Origin of the sequence: Streptomyces sp. NPDC017056, from assembly GCF_044332485.1 — a bacterium.
GTDB lineage: Bacteria > Actinomycetota > Actinomycetes > Streptomycetales > Streptomycetaceae > Streptomyces.
The window spans coordinates 204327-222927 of sequence record NZ_JBIRPD010000004.1; the positions used below are offsets into that span (position 1 = coordinate 204327).

Annotated in this window: 18 protein-coding genes; 14 read left to right on the plus strand and 4 right to left on the minus strand. The window is 72.1% G+C overall.

Going from position 1 to position 18601, the window contains the following annotated elements:
* The first annotated feature begins 108 nt into the window (after positions 1–108).
* Both ACH4OW_RS09380 and ACH4OW_RS09385 read left to right on the plus strand, forming a co-directional pair.
* Positions 109–1371, plus strand: a complete 1263-nt coding sequence (locus ACH4OW_RS09380) for a sensor histidine kinase (RefSeq protein WP_398026272.1) — start codon at positions 109–111, stop codon at positions 1369–1371.
* Positions 1356–2003 (plus strand): response regulator transcription factor, encoded by a 648-nt coding sequence (locus ACH4OW_RS09385; protein ID WP_360123612.1) that lies wholly within the window; start codon positions 1356–1358, stop codon positions 2001–2003. The genes ACH4OW_RS09380 and ACH4OW_RS09385 overlap by 16 nt, the downstream gene beginning before the upstream one ends.
* Before the next feature lie 104 nt (positions 2004–2107).
* Here the strand turns inward: ACH4OW_RS09385 and ACH4OW_RS09390 are convergent, their stop codons facing one another.
* Together ACH4OW_RS09390 and ACH4OW_RS09395 are read right to left on the minus strand one after the other, a co-directional pair.
* Positions 2108–2623: a lytic polysaccharide monooxygenase auxiliary activity family 9 protein gene (locus tag ACH4OW_RS09390; protein ID WP_398026274.1), complete on the minus strand. Its 516-nt coding sequence runs from the start codon at positions 2621–2623 to the stop codon at positions 2108–2110.
* Positions 2624–2946: 323 nt separating this feature from the next.
* A complete protein-coding gene (locus tag ACH4OW_RS09395) occupies positions 2947–3408 on the minus strand; it encodes an SCP2 sterol-binding domain-containing protein (RefSeq protein WP_360123618.1) in 462 nt (153 codons plus the stop codon).
* Positions 3409–3573: 165 nt separating this feature from the next.
* On the opposite strand from ACH4OW_RS09395, the gene ACH4OW_RS09400 reads away from it, so the two are divergent.
* The 12 genes from ACH4OW_RS09400 (at position 3574) to ACH4OW_RS09455 (ending at position 16199) form a co-directional block, all read left to right on the plus strand.
* Positions 3574–3996: a hypothetical protein gene (locus ACH4OW_RS09400; RefSeq protein ID WP_360123621.1), complete on the plus strand. Its 423-nt coding sequence runs from the start codon at positions 3574–3576 to the stop codon at positions 3994–3996.
* A 58-nt stretch (positions 3997–4054) separates the two neighbouring features.
* Positions 4055–4336 carry a hypothetical protein gene (locus tag ACH4OW_RS09405; protein WP_398026277.1) on the plus strand — a complete coding sequence of 94 codons (282 nt, stop codon included), beginning with the start codon at positions 4055–4057 and terminating at the stop codon, positions 4334–4336.
* Positions 4337–4459: 123 nt separating this feature from the next.
* Positions 4460–4765, plus strand: coding sequence for a putative quinol monooxygenase (locus ACH4OW_RS09410; RefSeq protein ID WP_360123624.1), 306 nt, complete (start codon positions 4460–4462; stop codon positions 4763–4765).
* Positions 4766–5205: 440 nt separating this feature from the next.
* Positions 5206–6780 carry an AMP-binding protein gene (locus tag ACH4OW_RS09415; RefSeq protein ID WP_360123627.1) on the plus strand — a complete coding sequence of 525 codons (1575 nt, stop codon included), beginning with the start codon at positions 5206–5208 and terminating at the stop codon, positions 6778–6780.
* A gap of 195 nt (positions 6781–6975) precedes the next feature.
* Positions 6976–8445 (plus strand): aldehyde dehydrogenase family protein, encoded by a 1470-nt coding sequence (locus ACH4OW_RS09420; RefSeq protein WP_398026280.1) that lies wholly within the window; start codon positions 6976–6978, stop codon positions 8443–8445.
* Positions 8442–10076: an amino acid permease gene (locus ACH4OW_RS09425; RefSeq protein ID WP_360123633.1), complete on the plus strand. Its 1635-nt coding sequence runs from the start codon at positions 8442–8444 to the stop codon at positions 10074–10076. Before ACH4OW_RS09420 ends, ACH4OW_RS09425 begins: the two co-directional genes overlap by 4 nt.
* Positions 10077–10299: 223 nt before the next feature.
* Positions 10300–11478, plus strand: coding sequence for an Ig-like domain-containing protein (locus ACH4OW_RS09430; RefSeq protein WP_398026282.1), 1179 nt, complete (start codon positions 10300–10302; stop codon positions 11476–11478).
* A 286-nt stretch (positions 11479–11764) separates the two neighbouring features.
* Entirely contained in the window at positions 11765–12268 is a 504-nt protein-coding gene (locus tag ACH4OW_RS09435) for an XRE family transcriptional regulator (protein WP_360123639.1), read from the plus strand.
* A 173-nt stretch (positions 12269–12441) separates the two neighbouring features.
* Positions 12442–12966, plus strand: a complete 525-nt coding sequence (locus ACH4OW_RS09440) for a hypothetical protein (protein ID WP_360123642.1) — start codon at positions 12442–12444, stop codon at positions 12964–12966.
* Between the two features lie 8 nt (positions 12967–12974).
* Positions 12975–14216, plus strand: a complete 1242-nt coding sequence (locus ACH4OW_RS09445) for an MAB_1171c family putative transporter (protein ID WP_398026285.1) — start codon at positions 12975–12977, stop codon at positions 14214–14216.
* A 20-nt stretch (positions 14217–14236) separates the two neighbouring features.
* Positions 14237–15475 (plus strand): cytochrome P450, encoded by a 1239-nt coding sequence (locus ACH4OW_RS09450; protein ID WP_398026287.1) that lies wholly within the window; start codon positions 14237–14239, stop codon positions 15473–15475.
* Between the two features lie 49 nt (positions 15476–15524).
* Complete coding sequence (locus tag ACH4OW_RS09455; RefSeq protein WP_398026289.1) at positions 15525–16199, plus strand: hypothetical protein; 675 nt, start codon at positions 15525–15527, stop codon at positions 16197–16199.
* Between the two features lie 9 nt (positions 16200–16208).
* Here the strand turns inward: ACH4OW_RS09455 and ACH4OW_RS09460 are convergent, their stop codons facing one another.
* Both ACH4OW_RS09460 and ACH4OW_RS09465 read right to left on the minus strand, forming a co-directional pair.
* Positions 16209–16952 (minus strand): thioesterase II family protein, encoded by a 744-nt coding sequence (locus ACH4OW_RS09460; protein ID WP_398026291.1) that lies wholly within the window; start codon positions 16950–16952, stop codon positions 16209–16211.
* Positions 16953–17114: 162 nt separating this feature from the next.
* The gene (locus ACH4OW_RS09465; protein ID WP_398026293.1) at positions 17115–18542 is read right to left on the minus strand and encodes a tetratricopeptide repeat protein; all 1428 of its coding nucleotides are present in this window, start codon (positions 18540–18542) and stop codon (positions 17115–17117) included.
* Between the last annotated feature and the right edge of the window lie 59 nt (positions 18543–18601).

Below are 18601 nucleotides of genomic sequence, written 5' to 3' on the forward strand. Positions count from 1 at the left end.
ACGAGTGGGTGGGGCTGGACCCACTCCAGGGCCGATCCGGGCGGCGGCACGCTCCGTGCGGTGCACAGTGAGAACACCGGACGGGGTCGTGAAGAAGGAGGAAGAGTCATGAGACGGGTGATGGCGTGGGTGGCCGGCGCCTGCGTGGGGTTCGTGCGGGCGTGCGTCGTGGCGGCGGTCACCCTGCTGGTCCCTGCCGTGTGGGCCGCCGCCGTGGCGCTGGGGGTGTGGTGGGGGCCGGGCAACCCGTGGTCGTGGGTGGGGCCGGTCGTGCTGGTGTGCGCCGGCACCCTCGTCCTGGCCCGCCCGGTGTGCCGGCTGGTCCGCCACCTGGTCGCGCGGTGGACGGCCACCGTCGTCCCCGCCGGGTACCGGCAGGCCCCGCCGGTCGTGCGCATGTCCACCGGGTACTGGTGGAACGGGTTCTCCTACGAACGCACCCGCCGGGACGCCCTCCTGGACCAGCGGTGGCGGGTCCGGTGGCGCGATCCGGCCAACCTGCGCGACCTGCGCTTCACGGTGGTCGCCCCGTTCACGGCGGGCGTGCTCGCGGCGGTGCCGCCGGCCGGGGCCGTCCTGGCGGTCCTCGGGTCCGCGCAGGCCCCGCCGCCCGCCCGGTACGCGCTCGGGGCGCTCGGCCTGGTCGTGGCCGTGTGCGGCGCACCGTACGCCTGGCGGCCCGTCGAGCCGGTGGCCGTACGGTTCCTGGGCCCTTCGCCCACGATGGCGCTGGCGGAGCGGGTGGACGAGCTGACGGCCCAGCGCGCGGACGCGACCGTCGCGCAGGCCGCGGAGATCCACCGGATCGAGCGCGACCTGCACGACGGGGCGCAGGCCCGCCTGGTCGCGCTCGGCCTGTCCCTGGCGACCGCGGAGAAGCTGATGGAGACCGACCCCGCCCAGGCCAAGGCGCTGATGCGGGAAGCCAGGGCCGGGGCCGCCACGTCGCTGTCCGAGCTGCGCGAACTGGTCAGGGGGATCAACCCGCCGGTGCTGAACGAACGGGGACTCGCCGAGGCGGTACGCGCCTTCGCCCTGGACAGCCCGCTCGAAGCGGACGTCAGCACCGACATCCTGCCCGACCTGGACCCGCCGATCGAGTCCGCCGTGTACTTCGGCATCACCGAACTGCTGACCAACGCGGCCAAGCACGCCCAGGCGACCCGGGCCCGTATCACCTTGGCCGGGACCGACTCCGGCATCGTCGCCGACGTCGAGGACGACGGCCGGGGCGGGGCCGTCGAGCGGGCCGGCGGCGGACTCGCGGGGCTGCGGCGCCGCCTCGCCGCCTTCGACGGCGCCCTGGAAATCAGCAGCCCGGCGGGCGGCCCGACGCGGGTGAGGATGATGGTGCCATGCGAATCGTTGTAGCCGAAGACCTCTACCTGCTGCGCGACGGGATGGTCCGCCTGATCGAGGCGTGCGGGCACCAGGTGGTGGCGACCGCGGCCACCGGGCCCGAGACGCTGGACGCGCTGCTGACGTGGCGTCCCGACGTCTCCGTCGTCGACGTCCGGATGCCGCCGGCCCAGTCGGACGAGGGCCTGCGCGCGGCCCTCGCCGCCCGCCGCGAGGTGCCGGGGCTGCCGGTTCTGATCCTCTCCCAGCACGTCGAGCAGCTCTACGCCCGCGAACTCCTGGCCGACGGCGCGGGCGGCATCGGCTACTTCCTCAAGGAGAGCGTGTTCGACGCCGACCAGTTCGTCGACGCCCTGGAGCGCGTCGCGGCCGGCGGGACCGCGATGGACCCGGCCGTCATCGCCAAGTTGCTGGCCGGCGGGTCTTCGCACCGGCGCCTCGGGCAGCTCACCGAACGCGAGCACTCCGTGCTCGGCCTCATGGCCGAGGGGCTCTCCAACCAGGCCATCGGCCGGCGGCTCTTCCTCAGCGAGAGCGCCATCAGCAAGTACACCACTTCCATGTTCGGCAAGCTGGGCATCGCCGATGACGACGACAGCAACCGCCGCGTCCTCGCCGTCCTCACGTACCTGAACAACCCCTGAGGGCACGTTCAGAGCCCGCCGTGGCCGCCGGTACGCCGCCGGGGCGGCTTCGGGGCGGCTGCGGGGCGGGGAGGCGGGCGCGGGCCCGCCTCCCCGGTCCGGCGTCAGCGGATGTTGACGTCTATGCAGGCGTAGAAGGCGTTGGAGGTGTCCGCGACGTTCCAGACGGCGAGCACCTTCTGCTTGCCCTTGATCCCCTGGAAGTTGACGTTGTGCGTGACGGTGGCGGGCGGCTGGGCGCCGTGGTCGTCGACCTCGTGGATCTTGCGGCCGCCGATGAAGTACTGCCAGGTGCTGGTGCGGTGCCGGGCCGTCAGCCGCCAGGTGAAGTTCTGGGAGGCGCCGACGGAGGTGGCCTTCCAGCCCTTGCTGTCGTCGTCGAGGTCGCTGAACCGGGCGTTGCCGCCGCTGCAGCTCTTGAGGCCCTTGGGCCCCTCGACGCTCTGCGGCTCCCACTTGATGGGCCCGCAGGAGACGGTGCCCGCCGCACACTGGGCCTGCCGGCTGGCGGGGGCGTTCACATAGCCGTGCGCACTGGCCGAACTCGCCGGCAGGGTCACGACGAGCAGCGGAGCCAGCGCGGCGCCGACGGCCGTGGCGATCTTTCTCTTCTGGTGCATGTCGACTCCTTCACGGTGGAGGCCCGCGCGGGACGGGGCGCGTACCGGCGCCGCCGCGCCGTGTGCCGGGTCCCGGGAGGGCCTCGCTGGTGGGGGTGGGTGACGCGAAGGTGTGGTGCCGACGTGCGAGGACCGCGGCCGCCCGGTGTGCAGTGCCGACTACGTGGGGAAGGCCGGATTCCCGCTCGCCAATTGGTCTAGACTTTACTGATTGTCAGGCAACGGTCAAGAGGCTGGACATCAACGCGTCCCACCTCTCCCGTACCGGCAACCCCACCGCCACCCGCCCGCGACCAGGCCGCGGGCGGGTCACCAACGCCGCCTCACACCTTGGGGATGTCGAAGTACCGGTTCATGTTGGCGGCCAGCCCGAGGTCGCCCGACACCTTGACCTTGCGGGTCAGGACCATCGTCACCGGATTGCCGTTGCCCGAGACCAGCCGCAGGAACTCCGCGTCCCCCATGGCCAGCGTCAGCCGCGGCTCCTCCTCGCCGGTGCCCTCGCGGACCGTGCAGACGCCGTCCGCGAGCGTGGTCTCGTAGACGGCCTCCCACTCCCCCGTGATCCGCCAGCGGATCACCGCGCGCAACGCGCCGGCGTTCTCCGGGCGGAACTGCCGCCCCATCCGCCCGAAGACCTCGCCGAGCACCCGCTCCCGCAGCTCCCCGCGCGCGAGCCGGCCGATCTCCTTGCCGGACAGCCCCTTCACGATCCGCGCGAACTCCTCGGGCGTGACGCTCGCGAAGTCGAGCTCGGCCAGCAGCGCTTCGACGTCTTGGGCCACGGCACTCTCCTCATGTCACGGTTCTTCCCCCTGCATGGTGCATGTACGACACCGGGCGCCGCCTCGCGGGGGGGCATCGTCCGGCGGCCGTGGCCGGTTCCCGGCCGATTGGCGGCGGCCCCCGCGGATACTCGTCGGGGAAAACCGGGAAGAGGGGAGAACGCCATGTCCACGTCCGCCACCACACCGGACGCCGACCAGGCCGGAGTACCCGTGCGCAGCGGCAGTACGGAGTCGGCAGTCGACCGGGTCGCCGACTTCTACGGCAGCTACCTCGACGCCGTGCACGACGAGGGCCGGGGAAAGCTGGCCGAGGCGCTGCGCGGCCACTACCTCACCGCCGAACTCCAGTCACGTCTGGACCAGTGGGAGCGGCAGGAGCACGCCGACGGCGTCTTACGCGCCAAGGACACTCCCAGGGCCTGGCGCGTCACCTACAACGACGCCGCCATGGGCCGCGCGTGGTCCCGCGTCCGCCTGACCTGGGGCAGCCCGGACCACCCGAGCCACACCCACCTGCTCGTCACGTCCGACCTGGACACCCTGCGCATCTCGGACATCCAACCGGACCCCGACCCGGAGCGGTAACCGGGCGAACCCGAGCCGCCAGGCACCGGCACGGCACGATGTGACGCTCAGTAGGGTCATGGCCACGAGTGAGGCGAGGAGACGGCGGCCCGAGGCGGACCGGCACAGCGGCATCGAGGAGCTGACGCCGCTCATCCTGGAGTGGCTCGGCGAACAGGGGATCGACGCCATGATCCGCGTTGACACGCTGCGCATGAGCGAGGGCCGTCCGGCGTGGACCTTCCTCGCCTCGAACGGGCCGGTCGAGGGCGGCTTGCGGGCCGACGGCGCTTCGGCGGCCGAGTGCATGGACTGGGCGCTGGTCCGGCTGCGGGAGATCGGCGTGGAGGTTCCCTTCTGAGGACGACCGTCGGCACGGCACCCGGTCCGACGCCACGTCCGCCTTCCTGACCTGCCGTTACGGGCACGGGGGCGCGGTGGGATAGGTTCGTCCGACATTCCGTTCGCCCTGGAGGTTGCAGGTATGCCGGTCGTAGTCGCCACGATCAGGACGAAGCCCGGCGAGTTGGAGGCCGCGCTCGACGTCTTCCGCTCGCACGCGCCCGCCGTCCACAAGGAGGACGGCTGCCTGCTGTACGCGGTCCACGCGGGCACCGACCGCGTGGTGGTCGTCGAGAACTGGGCGGACGGCGCCGCGCTGGACGCCCACTCCCGGGGCGCGGCGCTCAGCGAGATCGCCGCCGGCGTGACCGGCCTGCTCGCCGCCCCGATGGACGTCGCCGTCCTGGACGCCGTCCCGATGGGCGACCCGGGCAAATCCACGCTGTGAGGCCACACCGCCGGCCCATCGTTCGCAAAAGAACGGCAAACACTCCGTCAATTGTTCTGCCAAAGAAGGACGGCGCTCCGCACGGCGCGCATTCCTTGCGGGCAGCCTTCGTCCGGGAATGCGCGCCGACGGCCGCCCGTATACCTTCCGCGCGGTTCGACCCCCCGTTTATCGGCCATTCCGGCAAGGGGTATTCGGCCACCAGACAGGGCTGTGACCTGCGCTTCCCTGGGCCGAAAGAGGGCTGGGACGCCACGCGGCCCGCGTGAACACCCCTATCGGACCGGCACTGTTGGCCGGATGTCCGCGCCTCGGTAAAAGGCCGGCCAACGCGCGTTCGCGCCAACTTGGAACCCTTGATCGACGACCGTTAGCATGGAAATGGTTGTCCGGGGCAACTAACTACCCCGCCGTGCCCCGGAATCAAGGAGGAATCACCTATGCCCGACACCGCGCACGACTTCCGCACCTACGTGGAGGAGGCCCTCGACGCCCTGGGGACCGACCCCGGGCGCGAGGCGCTGGTGCACCAAGGGCGACGCGTCACCGCGGGTGAGTTCCGCGCCCTCGTGAACCGCATGGCCCGCGCGCTGCGGGAGCAGGGCATCCGCCGCGGACAGACCGTCACACTGCTGAGCGGCAACCTGCCCGAGACCCTCGCCGCCCGCTACGCCGCCAACCTCGTCGGCTGCCGGGTCAACCACCTCTACAACAAGCTCTCGGCCGAGGTGCAGGCCACCATCGTCAAGGACGTCGAGACCAGCGCGCTGATCGTCGACCCCCGCTACGACGAGCGCGCCGCCGAACTGACCGCGCAGGCACCGGTGGACACCGTACTGACCCTGGGCCCCGCGAAGTCCGGCACCGACCTGCTGGAACTGGCGTCCGCGCAGAGCGACGAGCCGTTCCCGAGCGACACGCAGCCGGACGACGTCTGCAGCATCCGCCACACCGGCGGCACCACCGGCCACCCCAAGGGCATCTGCACCACCTACGCGCAGGTCCGCTCCTTCGTCGCCGAGAACGACGAGGACGCCGGCGACGCCAAGGCGATCTGGGAGCGCCCCTCGGAAGAGGAGCCGTCCCGCCTCCTGGTGTGCACCACGCTGGCGCACGCGGGCGGCATGATGGCCGACGTCACCCTGCGCAACCACGGCATCGTCGTGCTCCTGGAGGACTTCGACCCGGCCGAGGTGCTCGCGACCGTCGAGCGCGAACGCATCACCCACCTGTTCCTGCTGCCGCCGCTGCTCTACCAGCTCACCGACCACCCGGACGCGGCCACCACCGACACGTCCAGCCTGCGCTGCCTGACCTACGGCGGCTGCCAGTCCTCCCCCGCCCGCATCGCCGACGCGATCCGGCGCTTCGGCCCGGTGCTGGTCCAGTTCTACGGGCAGAACGAGGCCGGCGGCATCAGCGTGCTGCCCGCCAAGGACCACGACCCGGACAACCCGGAGCGGCTGCGCTCCGCCGGCCGGATCCTGCCCACCGTGGAGGTGGCGATCCGCGACGAGGACGGCCGCGACCTGCCGCGCGGCGAGCACGGCGAGATCTGCGTCCGCTCCGCGAGCATCATGCAGGGCTACTGGAAGCAGCCGGAGCTGACCGCCGAGGTGCTCCGCGACGGCTGGCTGCACACCGGCGACATCGGCTTCCTGGACGACGAGGACTACCTGACCATCGTCGACCGGATCAAGGACATGATCGTCGTGGTCGGCGGCCACGTGTACACCACCGAGCTGGAAGACCTCCTCAACTCGCACCCGCAGGTCCTGCAGAGCGCCGTCTTCGGCGTACGGGACGAGGACCGCATGGAGCAGGTGTACGCGGCCGTGGTGCCCGCCGCCGGCCAGCGCGTCGACGAGGACGGGCTGCGCGCGATGGTGCGCGAGGCGCGCGGCGCGATGTACGAGCCCGCCCACATCCAGTTCGTCGAGGAGCTGCCGCTGACGGACGCCGGCAAGCCGGACAAGAAGCAGCTCCGCGCGCTGGCGACCGGCACGGCCGCCTGACCCGCCGCGCCCCGGACCGGCCCCGCCTCCTGGCGGCGGGGCCGGTCCTCCGCATGTGCGGCCGCTGCGGGAAGCCACCCGGAGCAGCGCGCCATGCGTGCGCACCCCGCCGCGCCTACGCTCGGTACGGAGATCGTTACCGAGGGCTGTCCGGCCGGGCCGCCCGTCCGCGAGCACAGGCACGGAGGCTCACCCATGCCGGAGCTGTTCATCGGCGGTCAGTGGACCGCCGCTGCCGACGGGGAGGTGCGCGAGATCCGCTGCCCCGCGGACGGCACGCTGGTCGCCACCGTCGACGAGGCGGGCGCCGCCGACGCGGCCGCCGCCGTCACCGCGGCCCGCTCCGCCTTCGACGACGGGCCGTGGCCGCACACCCCGGCGGCGGAGCGCGGGCGGCTTCTGCTGCGCGTCGCCGACCTGCTGGAACGCGACAAGGACAGGTATGCGCGCGCCGAGTCCCTGGACACCGGGAAGCGGTTCGTGGAGAGCCAGTACGACATGGACGACATCGCGAACTGCTTCCGGTACTTCGGCGACCTCGTCGCGGCCGGCAACGACGGCCGGGTGGTGGACACCGGCCAGCCGGAGATCGACAGCCGGGTGGTGTACGAGCCGGTCGGCGTCTGCTCGCTGATCACGCCGTGGAACTACCCGCTGCTCCAGACCGCGTGGAAGGTCGCGCCCGCCGTCGGCGCGGGCGACACGTTCGTCCTCAAGCCCAGCGAGCTGACGCCGCACACCGCCATCCTGCTGATGCGCACGCTGACCGAGGCCGGGCTGCCGGACGGGGTGGCGAACCTGGTGCTGGGCGCCGGTGCCACCGCCGGCGCGCCGCTGAGCACCGACGAGCGGGTGGACCTGGTGTCCTTCACCGGCGGCCTGGTCACCGGGCGGCGCATCATGGCCGCCGCCGCGCCCACCGTGAAGAAGGTCGCCCTGGAGCTGGGCGGCAAGAACCCCAACATCGTCTTCGCCGACACCGACTTCGACACCGCCGTCGACTACGCGCTGATGGCGGTGTTCCTGCACTCCGGGCAGGTCTGCTCGGCCGGTGCGCGGCTGCTGGTCGAGGACGGGCTGCACGACGACTTCGTGGACGAGCTGGTGCGCCGGGCGCGCGCGATCCGGCTGGGCGGGCCGTTCGACGAGGACGCCCACACCGGTCCGCTGATCTCCGCCGGGCACCGCGACAAGGTCGAGAAGTACGTGGCGGCGGGCCTGGCCGAGGGCGCGGTGCTGCGCTGCGGCGGCGCGCGCCCGGACGACGCGGGCCTACAGGACGGGTACTACTACCTGCCGACCGTGCTGGACGAGTGCTCCCCCGGGATGTCCGTGGTGCACGACGAATCGTTCGGTCCGGTGCTGACCGTGGAGCGCTTCCGCAGCGAGGACGAGGCCGTGGCGCTCGCCAACGACACCGTTTACGGGCTGGCCGCCGGCGTGTGGACGCAGAGCGCGGAGCGCTCCCACCGGGTGGCTTCCCGGCTGCGCGCCGGAACCGTGTGGATCAACGACTTCCACCCGTACGTGCCGCAGGCCGAGTGGGGAGGCATGAAGCAGTCCGGCGTCGGGCGCGAGCTGGGGCCGGCCGGGCTGGCGGAGTACCAGGAGGCCAAGCACGTCTGGCACAACACCGCGCCCCGTCCGCAGCGGTGGTTCGAGTGAGCGGCACCGGGCCGGCGGCGGAGGCGCCGGACGGCGGGAAGGCGGACGGGAACGGCGACGGCACCGCGCCGGGCGACGCGGCCGACAGCGCCAGCGACGACGATTCGCTCGCGGAACTCGGCTACAAGCCCGAACTCAAACGCACCCTCGGCAACTTCCACACCTTCGCGGCCGGCATCAGCTACATCTCGATCCTCACCGGCACCTTCCAGCTCTTCTACTTCGGTGTGAACCACGGCGGCCCCGCCTACTGGTGGTCCTGGCCGATGGTCTTCTGCGGCCAGCTGATGGTGGCCCTGTGCTTCTGCGAGCTGGCCGCCCGCTACCCGGTCGCCGGTTCGGTCTACAACTGGTCCAAGCAGCTGGGCGGCCCGCACGTCGGCTGGCTCGGCGGCTGGATGATGATGACGGCGACCATGGTGTCGCTGGCCGCCGTGGCCCTCGCCTACCAGGTGACGCTGCCGCAGATCTCCTCGTTCTTCCAGTTCGTCGGCGACGGCTCGGGGCGGACCGACCACGCCGCCAACGCCGTGCTCCTGGGCGCCGCGCTCGTCGTCTTCACGACGCTGATCAACGCCTTCGGCGTCAAACTGATGGCCCAGATCAACTCCGCCGGCGTGGCCATCGAGCTGATCGCGGCGCTGGCGCTGATCGTGCTGCTGGGCGCGCACATCACCCGCCCGCCGAGCGCGGTGACCGAGACGTACGGGCTGGACCAGGGCCAGTCGCTGGGCTACCTCGGCGCCTTCCTCACCGCGTCGCTCGCCTCCGCTTACGTCATGTACGGCTTCGACACGGCGTCGTCGCTCGGCGAGGAGTCCAAGGACCCGGGCCGCAACGCGCCGCGCGCGATCCTGCGCGCCCTGTTCGCCTCGTTCCTCATCGGCGGGCTGATCCTGCTGTTCGCGCTGCTGGCCACGCCCGACCTGCACGCCAAGGAGTTGTCCGTGGACGGCCTCCAGTACGTCGTGCTCAGCACGCTCGGCCCGACCGTGGGCCAGGTCATGCTGTGGTGCGTGGTGATCGCGATCACGGTGTGCGCGCTGGCCGTGCACACCGCCGGCATCCGGCTGGCGTTCGCGATGGCCCGGGACACCAACCTGCCGGCCGCCTCGCTGCTCGCCCGGGTCAGCCCGCGCTTCCAGACGCCGGTGGCGCCCGCGGTGATCATCGGGTGCATCGCGCTCTGCATCCTGCTGATCAACATCAACCAGCCGCAGATCTTCTCGGTGATCACCAGTATCGCGATCATCATGATCTACGTGGCCTATCTGATGGTGACCGTGCCGCTGCTGGTCCGGCGGCTGCGCGGCCAGTGGAAGCCGGCCGAGGGCAAGTTCTCGCTGGGCAGGCTCGGGCTGCCGGTCAACGTCCTCGCCGTGCTCTGGGGCACCGCGATGGCCACCAACCTGGCCTGGCCGCGCCCCGAGGTCTACAACGCGACCGGCCCCCAGCACTGGTATCTGCGCTGGGGCGCGTTCCTGTTCGTCGGCATCGTCGCGGTCGGCGGCTTCACGTACTACTGGTTCGTCCAGCGCAAGCGCACCTGCGTCCTTGCCGGGCACGCCGCCGACGCCCCGGACGACGAGCCCGAGGACCCGGCGGGGCCGGCCGCTCCCGCCCCTTCCTGACGCGTCCCGCCCAAAAGGCGGAATCACACCTTCCGTCAGTTCGACGCATGCCTGTACCGTTCCGTGACACAAATATCCGTTTCTCCAGGCAACCGATCATGCGGTATCACCCGTCTGCATGTACGGCGGTTGCCGAAAACCGGCCCCGGCGGTCCCCGCGACCGCGCCGGAGGCCGGGAGGTTCCCGCCACAGCCACTTGTGTTGCTTTGGAGGGAACCGCTCGTGCACGTCAGATCAGCCCGTCGCACAGTCCTGCTGTCCGCCGCCCTGGCGGGGGCCGCGCTGCTGACCGCGTGTGGAGCGGACGGCGGCTCGCAGACGTCGGACGACAAGCCGGCGGCGAAGGTGACCGTGACCCCCGCGGCGGGCAGCAAGTCGGCCAAGCTCGGCTCCCCGATATCGGTCAAGGTCGACGGCGGCAGCCTCACCTCGGTCGAGGCCAAGGACGACAAGGGCGGCAAGGTCGGCGGCAAGCTGTCCGGCGACGGCTCGTCGTGGACGTCCGACGGCAAGGTCAAGCCCGGGACCACGTACACCGTGCACACCACGACCAAGTCGGGCGACGGCAAGGAGTCGTCCGCCGACTCGACCTTCACCACCGAGAAGGCCGACAAGGTCAACAAGCTCACCAACACCCCGTCCAACGGGCAGACCGTGGGCACCGGCATGCCGATCTCGATCCTCTTCGACCACAAGGTCGCCAAGGAACAGCGCGCCGAGGTGCAGAAGGCGCTCAAGGTCACCACGCAGCCGCAGGTGGAGGGCGCCTGGGGCTGGGTGCGGGACTGGAGCGGCAAGGACCGCATCGACTGGCGGCCCAAGACGTACTGGCCGGCCGGCACCAAGGTGTCCGTCAAGGGCGGCCTGGGCGGCATCGACTCCGGCAAGGACGGCGGCTGGTTCGCGCGCGACTACGACTTCGGGTTCACCATCGGCCCCGACCACAAGGCCGTCATCGACGTCCCGTCGCACAGCATGACCCTGTACGACGGCGGCAAGGCCGTCGGCACCATCACCGGCTCCGCGGGCTCCCCGCAGGACCCGACCCGCGGCGGCGTGCACACCGTACGCAGCAAGAACGCCGCCGAGACGATGGACTCCTCCACGATCGGCCACGGCAACGAGTGGATGCTCGACTCCAAGTGGGTGACACATCTCACCGCTTCGGGTACCTTCCTGCACTCCGCACCCTGGAACAAGTCGCTCGGCGTGGTCAACAACAGCCACGGCTGCTTCGGCATGACCACCTCGGACGCCAAGCGGGCGTACGACTTCCTCTCGATCGGCTCCACCGTCGAGGTGAAGAACACCACCAGCACGAAGAAGACCGACGTCGGCAACGGCCTCGAGGTCTGGCAGGAGAGCTGGGAGCAGTGGCAGCAGCGCAGCGCCGTGAAGTGACGGCGGCGCGGTACGGGCGCTCCGGCGCCTGAGTGCGCGAGCGTGACGGTGGGGCTCACCCCTGACGGGGCGGGCCCCGCCCGTGCTTGCGGACGCGTTCGGACCACACCCCCGTGCCGGTCCGAACTGCCCGCCCCGCGTCACACCAGAGTCTTTGACTCAGGTGTGAAGAATAGAGGCTCCGGGCGGCGCGTGCCAGCCCACCCGGGCGGGAGCCCGGACCCGCCCGGCGATCGGACCACTACAGTGGAAGTCTCACGTTTGGCCTTGAAGGGAGCGCGGCGCGATGGGGGACGAGGACCGCGAGCCGGTCAGCCTGGCCGAAAAGCTGGACCGGCTGTTCCGGGAACGAAGTCGTGAGCGGGGCAAAGCACTCTCCGCCAACGACGTCGCCACCGAGATCAACATCAGGGCCGGCGAGCAGGTGATCTCCGGCAACTACATCTGGCAGCTGCGCAAGGGCAAGCGGGACAACCCGACCAAGCGCCACATCGAAGCGCTGGCGGAGTACTTCGGCGTACCGGCCGCGCACTTCCACGACCAGCGGGACGCGGGCACGGGCGGCGCGCCCGCCGACCGTGCCGGGCAACCTCCGGAGCTGCTGGAGGCCATGCAGGACGCGGGGGTCATCGCGATGGCCGCGCGTTTCATGGACATGTCCGCGGAGTCCCGTACGGCGGTCCTGGAGATGATCGACCGGGTGCGGAAGCTGGAGGGGCTGCCCGACGTCGGGGGCGCCGCGGCCGGTCCGGCGGCCAAAGCGGAAGAAACCTGGCGTACCGCCCGCTGATTCATGACCCTTGCCGACTTACGTCCCTCACCGATCCGCGCTGCCGCCGGGACGCCGTCCCGTTGTCGCAGGTCAGGACGGCGCGCACACGACACCGTTCGGGAGGGGCCATCCGGCGCTGCATGAGACTGGCACGTGTACCTTTCATGGGCGAGGCCGAAGGAGAGCACGCCATGAAGTTCACACGGCGACCGGACCGTGTGCTTGCCGACTGTTCGGACCGGCTGCGAGGACTGCACATCCCGCGCCCCTTCGAGCTGGGTGCCTTCCTGGACCGGCTCGCCGAACAGCGCGGCCGGCCGATCCACCTGGAGCCGCAGGTCACCCCGCCCGCCGGACCCTGCGGCCTGTGGATCGCCACGGCACGGGCGGACTACGTCTTCTACGACGCGGCCACCACCGCGCTGCACCGCGACCACATCGTGCTGCACGAGGTCGGCCACATGCTCAGCGGCCACTCCAACCTGCTCCCCGGCGAAGTGGCGCACTCCCTCGTGCCCGACCTCGACCCCGCAGCGGTGGAATCCGTACTGGGCCGCAGCCACTACAGCGACCAGGACGAGCAGGAAGCCGAGCTGATCGCCTCGCTGATCCTGCGGCGCGCCGACCGCACCCCCGCCCGCCGCCCGGCGACGTCCCAGCAGGCCGAGGTCCTCAGCCGCATGGACGACGTCTTCGGCTCTCCCAAGCGACGGTAGAACCCCAGATGGTCAACGTTCTCTTCCTCTCCATAGCGGCCGTGCTGCTGCTGGCCGCCGCCTACAAGGCACGGCCGCTGCTCCGCAGCCCGCGGCCGCAGGGCCTGGGCGCGCTGTGCGGCTTCCTGACCGGCCTGGGCGCCTCGCTGGTGTTCCTGACACCGGGCGTCGGTGACGCACTGAGCGTCATCACGCCCAAACTGGGCCGGCTGCTGGGCAACTGCAGCACACTGGCCGCCGCCACCTGCATCTCCATCCTGCTGCTGCGCTTCAACGAGGAACCGCCCGCCGCCGACCGCAAGGCCCGCCACCGGCTCGTCTCGCTGGCCGTCGTCCTGGTCGCGATGGCCGTCCTGTTCCTCTCCTCGCCGATGGACGACTCCCCCGGCGCACCCACCTTCGGCGAGCTGCCGCGCACCGAACCGCTGCTGAACCTCTACGTGCTGGTGTTCACCGCCCACCTCGGCGCCGCCATCGTCGACCTGCTGTGCCAGGCACTGCGCTACTCCCGGCACGCGCCGCGCCCCGGCCTCCGCTACGGGCTGCGCGTCATCGCGGCGGGCTGCGCGCTGGGCATGGTCTACATCGGCTACAAGATCGTCCACGTGGTCGGGCTGTGGACCGACGCCTCCTGGCTGCCGCCCGAGCAGTTGTGCACCTCCCTGGTGACCCCCGCGACCTGCACGTTCAGCGTCGGCCTGCCGGCGATCTGCAGCCTGCTGATGGTCATAGGCGTCCTGCTGCCCGCCATCGGCCCGGCGCTCGCCTGGCCCTGGCGGCGCGTCCTCCTGTGGCGCCTGCACCGCGGACTGCACCCGCTGTGGGCCGCCCTGACCGCCGCCGTACCGGAGATCCAGCTGACCGCCACCGACAACCGGTACGCGGCGCCCGACCCCGAGTTCCGGCTCTACCGCCGGGTGATCGAGATACGCGACGGCATGCTGGCGCTGCGCCCGCACCGCAGCGACGAGGTCCGCCGCGCCGCCGAACGACGGCTGCGGGCCGGCGGCGCGGACGACCGGCGGCTGGACGCCGGGATCGAGGCGGCCGTGCTGGCGGCGGCCCTGGAAGCCCGGCAGAGCGGCGGCAGCCCCGCACACCCGGTCAGCGTCGAGGACGCGTCCCTGACCCGCCCCGAACTGACGAACCTGATCGACGAGGCCCGCTGGCTGCGCCGGGTCTCGCACGCCTTCGCCGCGTCCGGCACCGGCCCCGCGCCGGCGCCGTCCCGGCCCGCCGCAGGAATCTGAGGTTTCACATGAGTCACCCCATGGAGTCACCGGAGTTCTTCCGCGACCCGTACCCGCTGCTCGCCGCGCTGCGCGAGCGCGGCGCCGTCCAGCGCGTACGGACCGGGCCGCACGGTGCGACCTGGCTGGTCACCGGGTGGGCCGAGGCCCGTACCGCGATGGCGGACCCCCGGCTCTCCAAGGACACCACCCGCTACTTCGCCGACAAGCCGTCCAAGCGCAACCTCGCCCCGGCCGTCAGCGCCACCATGCTGGCCACCGACCCGCCGGACCACACCCGGCTGCGCAAACTGGCCGTCAAGGCGTTCACACCGGCCGCGGTGGCCCGCCTGGAACCGCGCATCGCCGAACTCACGGACGGCCTGCTGGAACGGCTGGCCGCCCGCGGCGGCACCGCCGACCTCGTCGAGGACTTCGCCGTCCCGCTGCCCATCGAGGTCATCGGCGACCTGCTCGGCGTCCCCCGCGAGGACCGCGCCGCGCTGCGCCGCTGGTCCAACGACCTCTTCGCGGCCGGCGACCCGGACACCGTCGACGCCGCCTCGCACACGATCAGCGATTACATGACGGAGCTGATCGCGGCCAAACGCGCCGACGGCGGCAGCCCGGACGCCGGGGCGGCGGAAGCCGGGGCGCCCGGCCGTGACCTGCTGACCGACCTGATCGCCGCGCGCGACGAGGGCGACCGGCTGAGCGAGGCCGAACTGGTCTCGCTGGCCGTCCTCCTGGTCGTCGCCGGCCACGAGACCACCACCAATCTGATCGGCAACGGCACCCTCGCCCTCCTGCGGGACGACGCACTGCGCACCCGGCTGCGCCGGGACCCTTCGCTCATACCGGACGCCGTCGAAGAACTCCTGCGCTACGACTCCCCGATCACCACGGCGACGTTCCGGTACGCGGCCGAACCGCTCACCCTCGGCGGCGCCGAGATCGCCGCCGGCGACGTGGTCATGGTGTCCCCCGGCGCCGCCAACCGCGACCCGGCCCACTTCGCCGACCCCGACACCCTCGACCCCGGCCGCCCCGCCGGCCACCTCTCCTTCGGCCACGGCCCCCACCACTGCCTCGGCGCCCCGCTGGCCCGCCTGGAAGCCCGTATCGCCTTCCACACCCTCCTCACCCGCTTCCCGGACCTGCGCCTCGCCGTCCCCGCCACCGACCTCGAATGGCGCCACACCCGCCTGATGCGCGGCCTGGCCCACCTACCGGTCACCTTCGGAACGGCCGCGGCCGAGGATGACGAGTACGTGGCCTGACATCGCCCCCCGACCGACCCCGACCGCCGTTCCCGGCTACGGTGCGGCCATGCACTCGCCGGCCCACCGGGCGGAACGTGTCACGCCGCGACTGCTACACCGGCTGCTCAACGGGCGCCCTCTCCAGCCCTGTCGGGCGCCCCGCCGACTGCTGACCGTGGTCTCCGGCGACCTCGACACCGCCGCTGGTGTCGCCGGCCTCTGGCTGGTCCGGCGTCCCCGTTCCGCCCACGCGACCTCCCATACGCTGCTGTTCGAACGCTGCGGGCGGGACTGGACGTACGTGGGCGGCAGCAGCGGAACGGCGGACCCGCTGCCCGGACGGCGGCGGAAAGCGGGCGAACCCGGTCAGGCCGGCATGGTGGAAGTCGCCGGCACCGGCAGTGTGGTGAGTCGCGCCCATGTCGCGCACCTGCACGACGTCGCGCCTCTCGCCCTCCCGCTCATCGGCTGCGCGGAGCTGCACGTGGCCGCCGAAGTGGACCACCTCGTGGCGGGCGGCCGGCGCGTCGAGGTACCCGCGCACGGATCGCTCATCGTCGTCTGGAGGTTCCCGCCGCTGCCCGGCACCGCCGCCCCGGGCAAGGCACTGTCTGGTCCGGCCGCCACCCGGCCCCTGATCCGCTGCCTGGCCGCCGACGGCTCACCGCTCTCCGAACTCCGCCCCGGGGATTACCTGGACAGCTTCACCTGGCAGCGGCTCCGGGGCCAGTCCCGCCCCTGAGACGGCCGCTCACTGCCCGAACGTGAAGCGTTCCACCGAACGGCATACCGCGGCCGTGTGGTCGGCGAGGTAGAAGTGTCCGCCGGTGAAGGTCTCCTCGTGGAAGCCGGCGACGGTGTGGGCCTTCCAGGCGGTCGCTTCCTCGCGGGTCACCCGGGGGTCGGCGTCGCCGTTGAGGCACAGCAGCGGGATGTCGAGCACGCTGTCGGCGGGGGGCCGGTACAGCTCGACGGCGCGGTAGTCGTTGCGGACGGCCGGGAGGATCATCCGCACGATCTCCGGGTCGCCGAGCAGCTGGCTGTCGGTGCCGGCCAAGCCGGCGACCTCGGCGAGGAGTTGCTCGTCGGTGCCCAGGTGGAGGTACTCCTCTCGCGGCATCGAGGGCGCGCGGCGCCCGGACACGACGAGCCTGCGGGGCGCGGGGCGGCCCAGGTCCGCCAGCCTGCGGGCGGTTTCGAAGGCCACGCACGCGCCCATGCTGTGGCCGAAAAGCACCAGCGGGGTGGTGTCGCCGGGGCTCAGGCGGGCGACCACCTCGTCGGCGAGGCCCTCCACGGACGTGACGAAGGGGTCGTTCCACCGGTCCTGGCGCCCCGGGTACTGGATCGCGGAGACGTCGAACCGGTCGTCGAGGTGGGCGGCGAACGGGCGGTAGTAGGAGGCCGAGCCCCCGGCGTGCGGGAAGAAGATGAGGTGGGCGGCGGGCCGCGGGCCGCGGCGCACGTCCCGTATCCAAGAGGGCTTCCCCGTCATGTACGTGCTCCTGTGCTGGTGGGCCGGTGGTCGAACCGTTCGCCCGCGGGCGGCGGGCCGCCGGCGGACGGGTCCAGGATGACCCGTCAGGGGGTCGCCGGGCCAGCCGGGAAGGGATCAGACGTCCGCACTCTCCGGCCGGCGGGACGCGTACGCCGCGCGTCAGCCGGCCAGTGCCGCTGCCCCCGGTGCCGCCTGTGCCGCGGCCCGGGCGCGGGCGGCGGCCGCCTTCGCGGACTCGCCGATCCGGTCGGCGAGGCGCGCCTGCGCCAGCCAGTTGTACGGGCAGACGGGGCGCAGGCCGATGCGTTCGCTCAGCAGCGTGCGTGCCGTGTCGTCGCGCCCGGCGCGGATCGCGGCCTCCAGGAGCGTCTTTTGGACCGCGTCGCGCTGGGCGTGGCTGCCGCCGAAGGTGTTCAGGCGGTAGCGGATGGGGGCGAGCAGGTCGACGGCCTGTCCGTACCGGCCTTGCCCGTAGGCGATGAGGGCCCGGCACACCGGCAGGCCGATCGCGGCGGTCATGGCGTGGTTGGACAGTCCGGTCCCGGCCCGGCCGAGCCAGGCTGCCCGGTCCGCCACGAGGCGTTCGGCGTCGGCGGTGCGGCCCGCTCCGACGTACGCCATGACGGCGTGCACGTCGTTGAACGCGTAGTACGGCGGGTCCTGGCGGGCGGCCCAGGCGTCGGCGAGGCGTGTCCAGCGGGCGCCGGCTTCCCGGCCGGACAGCAGGAGGCGCCACAGCAGGGCGGAGGCGTCGAGGAGTTCCATCGCGAGCCCTTGCGACGCTTCGTGGTGCAGTACGGCGTCGTAGATCTCCAGCGGCCTGCCGGTGTCGCCGGCTTCGAGGGCGTAGAGGCAGTAGTGCCACCAGTTGTGCACGTTCAGGTAGTTGCCGGACGCCCAGTCGTCGGCGCGGGCGTCCAGGAAGCGGATGCCCTGGGCGAACCGGCCCTGCATCTCGTACGTGTGCACCACCGCGTGGATGCCCCACACGTCGCGCGGGTTGCGTTCGACGGCGGCCAGTCCGGCCTCCTCGGAGCGGGTGTAGTGTCCCGACTCCTCCAGGCCGAAGGCGTACATGCCCAGGATGTGGCCGTAGTGCGGGTCGTCCTCCGGCCAGGCGGTCAGCGCGCCGCCGACGCGGTCGCGCAGGCGGGCGGCGTCGCCGGTGAGGAAGTCGATCTGGTGGCCGACGGCGAGGGCGAGGGCGTCGCGGGGGAAGGCGACGGTCAGCTCGCCGAGGAGCTGCCCTGCGCGGTGGATGTCACCGTCCAGCCAGGCGCCGGCCGCCGCGATGTGCTGCCGCTCGCGGGGTGTGAGGTCCTCGTCGCGCACGCCGGCCGTGAACCGTGTGAACGCTTCCCTGGCGGCCGTGGCGTCCTTCTCCTCCGTACCCATCAGGCCGAGGTAGGCCGCCAGCGCGTTGCCCATGGGTGACTGCGGCGCGGAGGCCAGCACCGCCTGGGAGGCGGTGGCGACCTCGCCGCGGAAGAAGAGCAGTTCGCGGAGGGCGTTGTCGTAGTGGGTCGCGGCTTCCGTACCGGTCAGGGACATCGCGTGGCCGTGCCGGTCGCTCGCTGTCCGTCGCATCTTCGGCTCCTCCCGACACTCTGGCGTCACTCCTCCCCCACCCTTACCTTGTCGGAGGT